Below are 12,526 nucleotides of genomic sequence, written 5' to 3'. Positions count from 1 at the left end.
TTTACCTTGGCCACGTTGATCGACCAAGCGTGAAACTTGTGGTGAAATTAGTGCATAACTCAACACAAATACTGCAGAAATAATACCCGCACGGGCATAACCATAATCGAGTTGTGCCAATAGGGTAATGATTCCGATACCAATCATTGGTAAGGCGAGGCGTGCAATAAAGGCAGATAAAGTAAAGGCCAAACTTCCTGGTGCTTTAAATAGCTGTATATAGTGGTTAAGCATACATTTTGCTCATCATCTAGATCGAAGTAGAGAGAAATCATTATACATACACATTGTATGTATACAACAATTATTCATACAATGTGTATGTAAGTGATAGAATATCTCGACAATTCAAATGGGTGTGAAATATATGGCACGTCGTAGTAAACAAGAGATGCAGGAAACACGCGCTGCAATTTTAGCCAGTGCTCGAAAAATATTTTCTCAGCAGGGGTATGGCAAAACCTCTATGGATGATTTGACTGCGCAAATTGGTTTAACCCGAGGTGCGTTGTATCATCATTTTTCTGATAAAAAGGCGCTATTTGAAGCTGTTGTTGATGAGCTTGATCTGGAAATGGATCAACGTTTACAGCAGCAATATGAGTCAGCTTTAGATCCTTGGGTGGGATTTCAAGCACGTTGCCAGTTATTTTTATCAATGGCACAAGAACAAGAAATCCAACGAATTATTTTACAAGATGCACCCGCAGTATTATTGGCAGAAGAAAATAAACAACAATGCGTACACTCATTACAACATATTTTAATCGAATTAATCCGAATGAAGAAAATAATTGATTGTGATGCCGAAGTTTTAGCAAGATTTTTACACGGCAGTTTAACTGAGCTTGCATTCTGGATTTCAAAATCAGATCAGCAACGCTTATTACAAGCTCAGCAGAGTTTGACACAGATACTAGATCGTTTTGTGATCGTTTGATTTTTTATTTATGATCTTATTTAGCTATTCAAAGCTTGAATTTTTGCGATTTTTTTTAATATGAATCGAAATTAGACCATTAATATTACATAAATATTATCTTCGATGGCTTTTTGTTCGAACCACTAAGGAATGGGGTGGTTTTCTTTTTTATTTTCAAGTATATATTAACTTAATAATAACTATTTATCTGTGGAGTAAATATCCGTGCAATGCTTATCTATAAAGTATTTATCAGTGGCTTGCTTATTTGTGGAGTGCTTTTATGGGGTTTAAATTAATACCAACTTTAGTATCCCTTAGTTTGGCACTTTTTATTTGGTTTTTTATCCCTGTTCCAGAGGGAGTATCTCCTAATGCTTGGCTATTATTTGCAATGTTTTTGGGGGTTATTTCGGCCATTATTGGTAAAGCGATGCCGATCGGAGCAATCTCAATTATTGCCATTAGTTTAGTTGCAATTACTCGTGTAACTGCAGATAACCCTAGTGATGCGATTAAAGATGCACTTAGTGGTTTTGCCAATCCTTTAATATGGTTGATTGGTATCTCCATTATGATCTCTAAGGGCCTGCAAAAAACGGGTTTAGGCTCAAGATTGGGTTATTATTTTATTGCGGTATGGGGAAAGCGCACGATTGGTATTGGATATAGTTTGGCATTGTCTGAACTTATTTTAGCACCAGTTACACCGAGTAATACTGCACGAGGCGGTGGTATTATTCATCCAATCGTTAGGTCTATCGCAACCAGTTTTGATTCTGATCCTGAAAAAGGGACTGAGGGTAAAATTGGTAAATATTTATCTTTGGTTAACTATCATTCTAATCCAATCAGTTCAGCTATGTTTATTACTGCAACTGCACCAAACCCTTTGGTGGTGGATTTAATTGCTAAGGCAACCGATAGCCAAATTCATTTAAGTTGGACCACTTGGGCTTTGGCCATGTTTTTACCTGGTGTGGTTGCTTTAGCATTAATGCCTGTAATTCTTTATTTGCTTTATCCGCCTGAAATCAAAAAAACACCCAATGCAGCAGCGTTTGCTCAAGAACGTTTAAAAGAGATGGGGCCAATCAGTTTGCATGAAATGATTATGCTTGTTGTCTTTGGTTTGCTCTTGCTCTTATGGGCTGGAATACCTGCAATGTTGCTGGGAGACTTATGGACATTAGACCCAACAACTACAGCATTTATTGGTTTATCGTTATTGCTATTGACTGGTGTGCTGACATGGGAAGATGTACTTACCCAAAAAAGTGCATGGGATACTGTGACTTGGTTTGCTGCTTTAGTCATGATGGCCACCTTTTTAAATAAACTGGGTCTAATCACATGGTTCTCAGGTTTATTACAAACAGGGATTGGTCAGTTAGGCTTAAGCTGGATTCCAGCATGTTTGTTATTACTCATGGCTTATATGTATGCACATTATATTTTTGCCAGTACTACAGCACATATTACCGCAATGTTCTCTGCATTTTATATCGCAGGTATTGCAGTTGGTGCACCGCCTATGTTGTTTGCACTGATGATGGCTGCCGCCTCAAGTATCATGATGACTCTAACGCATTATGCGACAGGAACTTCACCGATTATTTTTGGATCTGGTTACACCACTTTAGCGGAATGGTGGAAAGCTGGTTTTGTCATGAGTGTGGCAAATATGACGATCTTTATTGTCCTCGGTGGTGTCTGGTGGAAGTTTTTAGGATATTGGTGAGTGATTATGAGGTGAAATCTTCATTAAAAAAATTGTTCTACTGCTAGAAAAAGCGCCTAAATTAGGTGCTTTATTATTTTCCACTACATCAAAGTTAAACTGAAAATAATATATTCAAATCAAATAGTTAGATTTTGTTTTTTATGTCTGTTATTGTCCTAAAAAGGCTAATTAATTGGACATTGTGAACAAATTTACTATTATCTAAGCTAAAATAACAACTAATTTACGCCAAGATTACGCCACAAAAATGAAACTACCAAAAGCTAGAAAACGCGGTGAATCATATCGCATTGAATTAATGTTTAATGGGAAAAGAATCAGTGCAACTAGAGATACAGAAAAAGAATGTGAAGAATGGGCAATGATTAAGTTGCTCGAATTGAAAACACAGTCAAATGAAGATCCAAGGATAAAACCACACTATCCGTTTTCAGCCTTACTGCTTAAGTATTATGAAAGTATTGGTAAGCATAAAAAATCAAAACGCACTATCCATATTTCAATTAATCAGTTTATCAGGAACTTTCCCAATATTGCAGAGATGTCAGTCCACGACATTACACCACAAGTTTTAACAGACTGGCGCAATGTGAGATTAAAACAGGTTAGTGTTGGCACGGTACTTCGTGATATTTCTTTGTTTTCATCTATATTTTCTTATGCACAAAAAGAATTATTTTTAATTGATATCAATCCGTTTGCATTAGTAGTTAAGCCATCACAACCAAAGTCGAGAAACAGACGTATTAGTAATGCTGAAATTGATTTAATTCTACAGGCTCACGATTATAAACATGGTCAGGTTCCAACAGATCCACAGCACTTTGTTGCTTGGGCCTTTCTTTTTGCAATTGAAACAACAATGAGGCAAGGAGAAATACTATCTATTAAAAGATCAAATATCTTTGACGACTACATTCACTTACCTGAAACAAAGAACGGAGACTCTAGAGATGTACCTTTATTGGATAGTGCCAAAGATCTATTAAAATTAATCGCTCCAACCAAGTCTGAAAGATTAATCGATATTGAAAGCAGCACGTTTCAAAACATGTTTGGCAATAGAATAAGAAAGCTAGGTATTGATGATATACATTTTCACGATACCAGACATGAGGGAATCACAAGACTGGTTAAATTGCGGAAAGTTCCAATTGAAATATTAATGAAGATTACTGGCCACAAAACTGCAGGGATATTGATTAATACTTATTATAACCCGACAGCCAGCGAAATAAGCAAAATGCTAAACGAGTCTAATTGACTCGTTTAGGTCCACGTTTATTTTTTTGAGGTTGTGAAAGCATTACCATGGCAATCTTGGGATCATACAGATGCTTTCCACCAGTTCCTTTGTTGTGACCCTCAAGCTTTTTAATAATGGTTGTTTTAGAAAAACCATATCGTTCAGCTAGCCATGCCACAGAAACTAGATTAGGTACTGTCTCCATCTCCATTCCCACAACTTTACCACCAAAAATACTTTGGCCAAGCATGATCTGGGGTGGGGTATCACTCTCAACAGTGAATGTATATTTTAATGCACCGCTCATATTTACCTCACTTCATCCCACATTCTTTGCAGTACACGCCACAACGGACAGTGTACTTTTTGCATAAAAAACAATATTCGGTCATTTCAATTCCATTAATGGCCACACCGTTTTCGATGTGGCCATATTCATTAACCTGTAATTTCCGCTTCGCGACGATCTGCAGCTGCATTAACTAGCGCTTGTTCTTCAGGAATCAACTCACTCAATTTAGGATCTTCAAAAATCTTGTTGATTTCTTCTTGAGTCTTGCAAGCCTGAATAGATTTAACTATCTGGCCACAAAGCGTTAGATTATCTTCTTGTTGTTCAGCATCAAGGCTGTCAAAAATATCGCCTTGATTTAAGAACTCTTTACGTGCCGACCATGCAGTCATATGAATATGACCTTTCTCACCAGTGAAGCGACGTGCTTGTTTTAGCAATTCGTCCAGTACTTCGATTGATGGTGCTTCTTGGATCTGTTCAAGCAATGGCTTTTCATCGTCGACTGGTTGATCAACGTTTAATTCAGCAATGCGATTTTTAATTGCATCATGCAGTGGTGCACGTTGCTCCGCAGACCAAGAGTTGGTGTATTTAGTTAAAACAGTTGCTTCTTTTTCTGTTTTTGCATTTTTGGCGCGTTCAATCAGGTCGCTTAAAAGTGATTGGTATTTTTCAGGTTCTTCTTCAATAGTTTTTTTCACTGTACGTTTGGGCTTTTCCTCTACTGCAGCTGCAGTAGAGGTAGCCTCGATTTGAGGCTCAGGCTTTTTTGCATTTGGTTCCTCAGCTACAACAGTTAATTTATTGATCTGAGCTTGCATCAATTTAACAAGTTCTTTTTGCTCATCCTCATTGCTGTGTTCTTCAATAAAGATCTCTAGCTTTTGCAACTGATCAGGTGATTTAGCTGTCAAAATGTCACGCTTCAATTGTTTGAAATCAAACTGATTTACGCTAGTGGCTGTAGCTGCTTGTTCAGCTGCAGGGGTAACATCAATAATACGATCCTGTTCCTCATCTGCTGAACGTAGACCCATCAACAATTCAGGTGCATAAACACGGCCAAAGAATGACGCAGCACGGTAACGAAGCATTTGCTCTGGCATTGTTTGCCACTTACTACCATTCTTAGTGAACCAACCTTCTTTTACAGCCATTTCAATTGTGATTTTTGATGACTCAATACGTTCACCAGTTTCACGCTCGATAGCATGAGCAACACAAGAAATATCGTGAATTTTAATTGTTTTAACTACGGTATTTTTACGACCGTTTGACCATTCGGTTGTTGAGTATTCAACTTCTTTTTCGCCAAGATCAACAATGTCAAAACGTAGAGCAGAGAAGCGACCACTATTATTGATTGATGCCATGATGAACTGGCTAGACCAAGCAGGGCGACCTTCAATTAAGTAAAGGTTTTGCATAACCATTAACGGATCTGCACCCATCCGATTGGCCATATTCAAAGCAATAACACAGTTGGCCAAGCCGTTAGGGTTAGGCTCATCTTTATATATCCAATTACCAAAGTTATCTTTACCCGCTTTAACCTTAGTTGTTGCACGGTACTGCTCAGGAACTAGAGTAGAGCTAGAAAGCATTTTTGCGATGCGTTGAGACAACTCGAAAGATTCAAGGTTTAAAAGGCCAACTGGTGCTGCAGAGTGTGTGATTTGAGCTTGTACGTTCATGAATAAAATTTCCTAAGTTTTGAATAATTTGGTCTTAAAATGAATAAATTTGGCGATATATGAATAAAATCAGTGAAAATCGTGCTCTAAAGCTTGCTTTACCATGTATGGCGGTAGGTTGAGATCTTCCAATTCACTGCTATATCCATCCCATTCATTAATCAGAAGTGATTCAGCAAGTAGAGCTTTAGCTTTGTTATATCGAGCATCGCCAACACTTAAAAACAACTCAGAGGCGTTGTACTGTTTGACGTTATAAGGCGCATCATTTTCAGCAACCATAAATATGAAAGGTGGTTTATCTTCTGTGTCGTAGTACTGCTGAAAACCCTCACGATACATTGCTGCAGATAAGTCATAGCCGTAATCACTACTATCTCTTGAGAACTTAAAAGGTCGAGCATCACGAGAGGTTTTTACATCGATGATCAATCCATTAGGAAAGTTCTTGCAAGGTGGGATATGCCAGTCAGGACGTACACGAAGCTGTAGACCATAGATAGGATCTGCAAAGAAAATGCTTGCCTCGGCCATGCCGTATTCATTTTTCATAAACTGGAATGTACTGAGTGAGCTCAGGTTATTTACGATGCGATTTGCACCATCTAATTGCTCCTGGCTAATTTCAGTTTTATTACCGTTTTCAGCATCAAACTTTTGCCAAAATGCAATGCGGGCTAAAGAATCATCTGATGGATTTTTAGCTTTAAGCATTACTTCCGTAGGTCTGCGTGGTGCATCTGCAGGTACAACAACAAATTCATCTGCAAACACTTGAGGCTCTAAGAACAGTGCGTGTGCAAGTGAACCAAAATCTAGGTGTTTCTTGGTTTCACGTTCATGCTCTTTAGCAATATTGTGTGAATGGAAGTGAGCACCTGAACGGAGAATGTCTTTAAGCTGCGATGAACTAAACTCAGGACGAGCGTGGTAATCATCATTAGACAATTGTTCAATCATTCTTGGTGCATTGAGTTCTTGTTCGATAAATGCGTTCATATCAGCCACCAATCACAAACGATAAAGCGATAGTGACAACGAACCAGATGACTAGTGCTAGTACTATGAAAAGAACAAAGTCTTTAACATTGGCCATGATCACGGCGATACGTGATGGACGTAGCTCAGCAGCAGTAGGGGCTTGGCGGAGAATAGGAGTCGTTTGACTCTTGATAGATTTTTGCTTCATAATTATCTCGCTTCATATAAACCGCCTCGGGTCTCAAACTTCGGCGGTTTTTTATTGGGTACGAGAATTAAGATAACTTAAGTTAGTGTATTGGTCAATAACTTAAGTTAGTTTTGTTTGGTAATTTGTGTTTTAATAAACATAAGAAAACCCATCACAGGGATGGGTTGCTTGGAGTTTGTTATGGATAATCAAGATGTGATTTTAAAAGCATTATTGGCAGCACAACACGAGTTAACCACGCTGCACAATCTAACAGTCACCGATAATATTGAATCAGGTGTTACTTGGATCACAAATACCAATGAAGCCTTACAGTTGATTGCTTTAGCTCTGATTAAACTCGAGCGTAATAATAACTTTAATAATGGTAATCAAGTCACATCCCCACCCGTAGTTATAAAGCATGTGGGTGAAGAAAAAACCCAATGGTTTCTTTCATTTAATGGCCACAATCCTAGTGAAAGTGAGTCTATAGAATTAACAAGTGATCAATGTTTTTGGCTACTTGATAAAGTTATGAGTATTGACCCCAATCTCTTGAGTAATGCCAAGGGGAAGTATCTACACTCCAAGTAATAAATTCACCTGGATTAAAATATTCATCAAGAACAACAATGCTCTTTAAAAATTTTGGCTCAAGTGGGAGTGGGTGTGGTTTTTGACCTTGATCGGGAAAATAATCCCACAAATGAAATCTATCAATACCATCTTTAAATCTTCTACTTGGACCAAAATCCATAGGGGCACAAATTCTCTCAATATCTCGCCCATCCTCTTTAGAGTAAAAAGTAATTTTCACTTTTTGCTTATTATCGAGAGCTTTTAGAAACTTGTCTTTCAATTACTTTCTCCACCCGATCAGTACGTCTGCGTCGGGTTCGCAGATTATCATCGACTAATTAAACTTGATTGAGTTATAAAGTGAATCGACCATTTTTCTATCTTTTTCAGAAAAATATCCATCATAATAATTAAGTGTTATTTTTATTAAATTATCGTTATGTATTAACAGGGATGTATTATCAAAAGAGTCGTTAACACCATCATTTACAACAAATGCATACCTAAAAACCTCCTTATCACCTATTTTAGCTTTTCCACTTTTAAGCATTTCAACCTTGGCATTGGGAATAACATCAGAAGCCATTTTTTTAGACACTATATCTTTATCAGACATCAAATAGTTAATGAAATCGGAGTTGGATTGAGTGTATTTATTTGATTTATCAACAGGAACAACATCAATAGAAACCATTACTTGATTTTCACAAGTCGTGCAGCTTAAGCCATAACCAGTTGGTGTTTTTTGAGAACTCCAACCCTCGGTTGTATATGCAATAACCTCATCCTGCTTGGTTGTATCTGTAATAACTTCACTCTGCTTGGTTTCGGAACATGCTGTTATTAAGAGCATAGTAGCCAATACTACAATATATTTCACGATGCAAACCCCATCCATTTTAAGAGCCAGTAAATAGGCCATATTTCAGCCAAGAAAATATTTATAGGGATTAAAATAATCCAATTCCACCAGTTATAACTGGTGTTGAAAAACATTAAGTATATGAGAGTCGGAATGCTACCTAGCTGCCATATCCAAAATGCCAACACACCTTTATCTATATTCATGGTAATCCCCGTACCTCAATTAGACCTTAGGCAAAATTCTCAATTTAGCCCGTTTTTTGTGCTGTGATTTCACTCTGAGACAGCGGTTTCCAACTATTTATAATGCTCTCAATGATGTAAATACGCTCATCGGTTAGTTCGCCATTCTTTGATAATGCAATAATCTTATCTATTAATTTATCAAGGTTGGTTCCTTTGGTCTCAGTCGCTCCATATAGGATGTAATTGATTGTTGTATCTAGTTTTTTTGATAACAATTCTAGGCTTTCGTGCTTAGGGACATTCTCATCTTTTTCCCACTTTAAAACAGTAACACCACTAACACCCAGTAGTTGACCGAGAGCTTTTTGGGAGAGCTTCTTTTTTGTTCTCAGCGCAAGAATGCGTGAACCTATGGTTTCCATAAAATGTGCCCTACTAGAAGATAACTTATGTTAGCTATTGACACGCTAACTTTAGGTAATAGAATGGTGATAACTTAAGTTATCGGTTTTAGTGTTTATGAAAAAGTCTGAGGCGTTGGAATTACTGCAATGCACAGTTCCTGAATTAGCCAAACTTTTAAAAATTTCTACAGAGGCTATCTATAAGTGGGGCGACAGGGAGATCCCCATTGCACGTGAATACCAAATTAAAGACGTAGCAGCTGGAAGAAAGCCCTTACACCAAGTTGCAAGGTCTTGAGGTAATCCAATGTCTGAAAAGCTTCTCGCTACCATCACACATAAATGTTCTTTGACTGAACGTAGTCAACTTGAAGCCATAGCTAAGGCTAGGGGAGTAACACTGTCTGAGCTTGTGAGGTTGAATAACCAAGTCTGTATCTCTGCCGAATTTGAACGGATACAGATTCTCATGTCTGCCTTAGGTGTTACCACAGATACCAGAGCCAACGATTTTGAATTAGCCCCACCACTTCGAGATGTAACACCACCAAAAACCACAGGCATTAAAAAAGCCCAACTGCGGGAACAGTTGAGCTTGATCCATGCCGTTGATAAACAATGACATGAGGCTTCTAACGATGACTAATGTACCACAACAAAATGCAACTGTTCAAAAGTTGCCAAAATATATCGAGACAGATCTTGGCACCGAAAAACTTTGCATTCATTGCAATGAGTATTGGCCACTTGATAGTGAATTTTATTTTACGTACCGCAACAAGAAAAGACCTGAAAAAATTTACTACGAGGCAGCATGCAAGTGCTGTTATGACCTGCGTTACAGACCCAATCGAAATAAAAATAAAGGGATTAATGCTGTTAAGTCATATCACGAAAGGAGTACTGCAGCATGAATGCAGCAAAAATCATTCCTTTCACCAAGCCTCAACCAACATCACAAGAGGCAAAAAGCATGTATAGCGATAAGTTCACGCAAGGCTATGTAATGTCTAGCCGTTTGTATCGTCAGGAAGTTAGGCCTTTCCTCAGCGATGCAGCTCATAATGTATATGAAAAATTAGAAGATTGGATAAATGGACAGCTAAAGGAAACCGATCATGTGAGCCATCGTCAAATACAAGGTGGGGCACTAAAGGGGGCGAATAAGCTTGGATCTGCAACGGTAAATAATGGTTTGAAAGAGCTTATCTGGTTCGGTGTCATCACAGTTATCGAGCAAAACAACAAAATTGGCAATAAATACAAGATCAACGAAATATCTTTAGCACACTATTTTGAGGAATTTAGCGCTTCAGTAATAAAAGCACTGCGCTTCAGTAACGAAAGCACTTCAATAAGTGAAGCACTTTCAAAAGTGAAGCAGTCCGCTTCAGTAGGTGATGCGGAAAATCCATCTAGCGCTTCGGTAAGTGAAGCATCAATAGATAATTCTTTAGATTCTTTAGAATTTAAAAAAAGAGATTTGTCTGTGGATAAACCAGAATCAAAAATGTTTGACGATTCTGTGAAATACCACGAGGACAATCCAAACCTGTACAGCTTGAGAGAACTTGCAAGCAAATACCCAGTTCAATTTGATTTTCAAGCTCAAGCGAAAAAACTCAATCCAGAGCTAAACGAAAATCTAGTTTTCAGCGAACTTAAAAACTTTGCTCAGTGGTCGACAGGTCGTTCAAAAACCACAGCTCAAAACTGGATGAACTTCTGGATCTATCGCATTCAGAAATTGAAATCACCGTCAGCAGCACCTCAAAAAACAAAAAGACTCTCACTCTCTCAAATCAGAACGTTCAGTTCAAAGCTTTGCAAACATCTAAAATTTGCAAGTGATCATTCAAACGTTGGTGAAACTCAGAAGCAGTTTGAATCTCGTATTGCTGAGAAATTGGGTAACCCTGAAAACGCCATCGCATGGGCTTCGTATCTGCATGAGGTTGGATTTGTTGGAAAACTGGAGGATTTCGTATGAAACCAGTTGGAGCGTCTCACATTGAATCAGATGGTACGTTTTGGAAACAAGAAAAAGGGATTTGGATGTTTTGGAATGTTCGATGGGGATGGTCTCACTTTGTCGGCAAAGTTGACGAAAAATTTTTAAATAAATTATCGATGGTGGCTTAAAACCATGAGCAATAAAAATTTAGTCCGTTTGGCTTGTTTGCTTTGGATTTTGATTTGGTTAGGTGCAACTTTGGAGAAATCAGCATGACACTAAGATGGAGTGAGGAAAGACTGAATGAGCATTTAAATACGCACCAGAATCGACGTATAGCCTCACCAAGCACCACAAAACATAAAAGTGATGCAAGGGTACTAGGAAGACTCAAACAGGGCGTAATGAATAAAACAGAGCAAAAATATGCAGATCATCTTGAGAGCTTAAAAAGCGTTGGAGAGATTCAATATTTCGCATTCGATTCAATGAAATTTCGTCTAGCTGATAAGACGTTTTATAGCCCTGATTTTATCGTTCTTAGATCTACAGGTGAACTTGAAGCACATGAAGTGAAAGGCCACTGGGAAGACGATGCAAGAGTAAAGATCAAAGTTGCCGCAAGAATGCACCCAATTCCATTTATCGCAGTTAAGTGGAACGAAAAATATAACTGTTGGGATTATGAGAATTTCTAAGGGGGAATGGACATGGTTAGAGTTGCGAGTTTGCGTGAGAGTTTGAGTGTTTTAGATGTTTCAAGTGATGATCCTCGCGCACGCGCGCGTTTTATTAATCTCAAGTCACAACAAAAGGTCAAAGAGTTCAAAGTAAAACTACGAGGCTACAAGCGTCCAGACTTCAATCGCATGATTCTAGATCTATGTAAGATCGGTTGGACACATGAAAAGATTGCCTTCGTTCTTCCAGTTCGTGGAGCATCAACAGTAAGCGAATGGGCAAGGGGTGGAGTGCCTAACTATGACAATGGCCGTGCGTTTGAATTGTTATGGCAAACGGAAACAGGGATTAAACGAATCCCACTGGAGGGTGAAGAATTGACGTACAAATATAAGATTGGCCAGCTAGATATCTTTGAAGATGGTGGGTTGTGTGATCAGGTTGTAGAGGTGTTGGATCGGGAGCTAGGGCAATGATTGTATTTTATTTGTTTTTGATTATGATCATATTTTTTACAAAGTAATTGAATATGTTAAAAAAACTTTTTAAAGGAACTGGAATTTTCTTTCACTACTTAAATATCGAGTTTTGGATAGCATTCATAGTAAATATAACTCTTATGTTTCTCACTTATGCGTTCAAGGGAGTTGATGGAGTGACCTCTATGATGGAATCCTTGAATAGTAGGTTTGATGGTGTGAGTCTTACTGCTACTGGCGCTGCATTCTTAATTGGTGGAATATTGTGGGTTTTTTATTATTTTTTTAATTTTCGTATAAAAGA

At 38.1% G+C, this 12,526-nt stretch carries 17 protein-coding genes and 1 pseudogene; 11 read left to right on the top strand and 7 right to left on the bottom strand.

The genetic code is table 11. The features are described from left to right. Positions 1-234 (bottom strand): annotated as a pseudogene (locus Aru01_RS16880) (MFS transporter); the annotation flags it as partial. A gap of 133 nt (positions 235-367) precedes the next feature. Here Aru01_RS16880 and Aru01_RS16875 point away from each other — a divergent pair. The 3 genes from Aru01_RS16875 (at position 368) to Aru01_RS16865 (ending at position 3,930) form a co-directional block, all read left to right on the top strand. Next, positions 368-940 carry a TetR/AcrR family transcriptional regulator gene (locus Aru01_RS16875; protein ID WP_040331295.1) on the top strand — a complete coding sequence of 191 codons (573 nt, stop codon included), beginning with the start codon at positions 368-370 and terminating at the stop codon, positions 938-940. A 265-nt stretch (positions 941-1,205) separates the two neighbouring features. Beyond that, positions 1,206-2,663, top strand: coding sequence for a DASS family sodium-coupled anion symporter (locus Aru01_RS16870; RefSeq protein WP_016656381.1), 1,458 nt, complete (start codon positions 1,206-1,208; stop codon positions 2,661-2,663). A gap of 250 nt (positions 2,664-2,913) precedes the next feature. Beyond that, positions 2,914-3,930, top strand: a complete 1,017-nt coding sequence (locus Aru01_RS16865; protein WP_016656380.1) for a tyrosine-type recombinase/integrase — start codon at positions 2,914-2,916, stop codon at positions 3,928-3,930. On the opposite strand, the gene Aru01_RS16860 is transcribed toward Aru01_RS16865, so the two are convergent. The 3 genes from Aru01_RS16860 to Aru01_RS16850 all read right to left on the bottom strand — a co-directional run bounded on the left by Aru01_RS16860 (position 3,923) and on the right by Aru01_RS16850 (position 6,900). Continuing rightward, positions 3,923-4,219 carry a hypothetical protein gene (locus Aru01_RS16860; RefSeq protein ID WP_016656379.1) on the bottom strand — a complete coding sequence of 99 codons (297 nt, stop codon included), beginning with the start codon at positions 4,217-4,219 and terminating at the stop codon, positions 3,923-3,925. The two genes, Aru01_RS16865 and Aru01_RS16860, sit on opposite strands and share 8 nt — an antisense overlap. 131 nt (positions 4,220-4,350) lie before the next feature. Beyond that, positions 4,351-5,901 (bottom strand): hypothetical protein, encoded by a 1,551-nt coding sequence (locus Aru01_RS16855; RefSeq protein ID WP_016656378.1) that lies wholly within the window; start codon positions 5,899-5,901, stop codon positions 4,351-4,353. Positions 5,902-5,970: 69 nt separating this feature from the next. Further along, positions 5,971-6,900 (bottom strand): PD-(D/E)XK nuclease-like domain-containing protein, encoded by a 930-nt coding sequence (locus Aru01_RS16850; protein WP_016656377.1) that lies wholly within the window; start codon positions 6,898-6,900, stop codon positions 5,971-5,973. A 373-nt stretch (positions 6,901-7,273) separates the two neighbouring features. Between Aru01_RS16850 and Aru01_RS16845 the strand changes: the two genes are divergently transcribed. Further along, positions 7,274-7,669 carry a hypothetical protein gene (locus Aru01_RS16845; RefSeq protein ID WP_016656375.1) on the top strand — a complete coding sequence of 132 codons (396 nt, stop codon included), beginning with the start codon at positions 7,274-7,276 and terminating at the stop codon, positions 7,667-7,669. Here the strand turns inward: Aru01_RS16845 and Aru01_RS16840 are convergent. The 3 genes from Aru01_RS16840 to Aru01_RS16830 all read right to left on the bottom strand — a co-directional run bounded on the left by Aru01_RS16840 (position 7,608) and on the right by Aru01_RS16830 (position 9,126). Beyond that, entirely contained in the window at positions 7,608-7,934 is a 327-nt protein-coding gene (locus Aru01_RS16840) for a hypothetical protein (RefSeq protein ID WP_016656374.1), read from the bottom strand. The genes Aru01_RS16845 and Aru01_RS16840 overlap by 62 nt on opposite strands. Before the next feature lie 54 nt (positions 7,935-7,988). Continuing rightward, positions 7,989-8,576 (bottom strand): hypothetical protein, encoded by a 588-nt coding sequence (locus tag Aru01_RS16835; RefSeq protein WP_016656373.1) that lies wholly within the window; start codon positions 8,574-8,576, stop codon positions 7,989-7,991. A 190-nt stretch (positions 8,577-8,766) separates the two neighbouring features. Next, the gene (locus Aru01_RS16830; protein ID WP_016656371.1) at positions 8,767-9,126 is read right to left on the bottom strand and encodes a helix-turn-helix domain-containing protein; all 360 of its coding nucleotides are present in this window, start codon (positions 9,124-9,126) and stop codon (positions 8,767-8,769) included. A gap of 97 nt (positions 9,127-9,223) precedes the next feature. Here Aru01_RS16830 and Aru01_RS16825 point away from each other — a divergent pair, with 97 nt between their 5' ends. The 7 genes from Aru01_RS16825 to Aru01_RS18565 form a co-directional block, all read left to right on the top strand. After that, complete coding sequence (locus Aru01_RS16825) at positions 9,224-9,406, top strand: Cro/CI family transcriptional regulator (RefSeq protein ID WP_040331214.1); 183 nt, start codon at positions 9,224-9,226, stop codon at positions 9,404-9,406. Between the two features lie 9 nt (positions 9,407-9,415). Continuing rightward, complete coding sequence (locus tag Aru01_RS16820) at positions 9,416-9,730, top strand: hypothetical protein (RefSeq protein ID WP_016656370.1); 315 nt, start codon at positions 9,416-9,418, stop codon at positions 9,728-9,730. Positions 9,731-10,018: 288 nt separating this feature from the next. Next, entirely contained in the window at positions 10,019-11,098 is a 1,080-nt protein-coding gene (locus tag Aru01_RS16815; RefSeq protein WP_016656368.1) for a hypothetical protein, read from the top strand. Then, positions 11,095-11,250, top strand: a complete 156-nt coding sequence (locus Aru01_RS18485) for a hypothetical protein (RefSeq protein WP_016656367.1) — start codon at positions 11,095-11,097, stop codon at positions 11,248-11,250. The genes Aru01_RS16815 and Aru01_RS18485 overlap by 4 nt, the downstream gene beginning before the upstream one ends. 84 nt (positions 11,251-11,334) lie before the next feature. After that, positions 11,335-11,760 (top strand): DUF1064 domain-containing protein, encoded by a 426-nt coding sequence (locus Aru01_RS16810; protein WP_016656366.1) that lies wholly within the window; start codon positions 11,335-11,337, stop codon positions 11,758-11,760. Between the two features lie 12 nt (positions 11,761-11,772). Continuing rightward, positions 11,773-12,219: a hypothetical protein gene (locus Aru01_RS16805; RefSeq protein ID WP_016656365.1), complete on the top strand. Its 447-nt coding sequence runs from the start codon at positions 11,773-11,775 to the stop codon at positions 12,217-12,219. Positions 12,220-12,272: 53 nt separating this feature from the next. After that, the coding region (locus tag Aru01_RS18565; protein WP_042111651.1) for a hypothetical protein at positions 12,273-12,526 on the top strand (254 nt) is incomplete at its 3' end.

Source organism: Acinetobacter rudis (assembly GCF_000829675.1).
GTDB classification, from domain to species: Bacteria; Pseudomonadota; Gammaproteobacteria; order Pseudomonadales; family Moraxellaceae; genus Acinetobacter; species Acinetobacter rudis.
Note: the sequence above shows the minus strand (reverse complement) of the source record. Positions and strands in the feature narration are given on the sequence as shown.

Excerpts from the sequence above, each read along its gene's own strand:
- Aru01_RS16875 (WP_040331295.1), top strand. The coding sequence starts at position 368 with ATGGCACGTCGTAGTAAACAAGAGATGCAGGAAACACGCGCTGCAATT.
- Aru01_RS16870 (WP_016656381.1), top strand. The coding sequence starts at position 1,206 with ATGGGGTTTAAATTAATACCAACTTTAGTATCCCTTAGTTTGGCACTT.
- Aru01_RS16865 (WP_016656380.1), top strand. The coding sequence starts at position 2,914 with ATGAAACTACCAAAAGCTAGAAAACGCGGTGAATCATATCGCATTGAA.
- Aru01_RS16860 (WP_016656379.1), bottom strand. The coding sequence starts at position 4,219 with ATGAGCGGTGCATTAAAATATACATTCACTGTTGAGAGTGATACCCCA.
- Aru01_RS16855 (WP_016656378.1), bottom strand. The coding sequence starts at position 5,901 with ATGAACGTACAAGCTCAAATCACACACTCTGCAGCACCAGTTGGCCTT.
- Aru01_RS16850 (WP_016656377.1), bottom strand. The coding sequence starts at position 6,900 with ATGAACGCATTTATCGAACAAGAACTCAATGCACCAAGAATGATTGAA.
- Aru01_RS16845 (WP_016656375.1), top strand. The coding sequence starts at position 7,274 with ATGGATAATCAAGATGTGATTTTAAAAGCATTATTGGCAGCACAACAC.
- Aru01_RS16835 (WP_016656373.1), bottom strand. The coding sequence starts at position 8,576 with ATGGCCTATTTACTGGCTCTTAAAATGGATGGGGTTTGCATCGTGAAA.
- Aru01_RS16830 (WP_016656371.1), bottom strand. The coding sequence starts at position 9,126 with ATGGAAACCATAGGTTCACGCATTCTTGCGCTGAGAACAAAAAAGAAG.
- Aru01_RS16825 (WP_040331214.1), top strand. The coding sequence starts at position 9,224 with ATGAAAAAGTCTGAGGCGTTGGAATTACTGCAATGCACAGTTCCTGAA.
- Aru01_RS16820 (WP_016656370.1), top strand. The coding sequence starts at position 9,416 with ATGTCTGAAAAGCTTCTCGCTACCATCACACATAAATGTTCTTTGACT.
- Aru01_RS16815 (WP_016656368.1), top strand. The coding sequence starts at position 10,019 with ATGAATGCAGCAAAAATCATTCCTTTCACCAAGCCTCAACCAACATCA.
- Aru01_RS18485 (WP_016656367.1), top strand. The coding sequence starts at position 11,095 with ATGAAACCAGTTGGAGCGTCTCACATTGAATCAGATGGTACGTTTTGG.
- Aru01_RS16810 (WP_016656366.1), top strand. The coding sequence starts at position 11,335 with ATGACACTAAGATGGAGTGAGGAAAGACTGAATGAGCATTTAAATACG.
- Aru01_RS16805 (WP_016656365.1), top strand. The coding sequence starts at position 11,773 with ATGGTTAGAGTTGCGAGTTTGCGTGAGAGTTTGAGTGTTTTAGATGTT.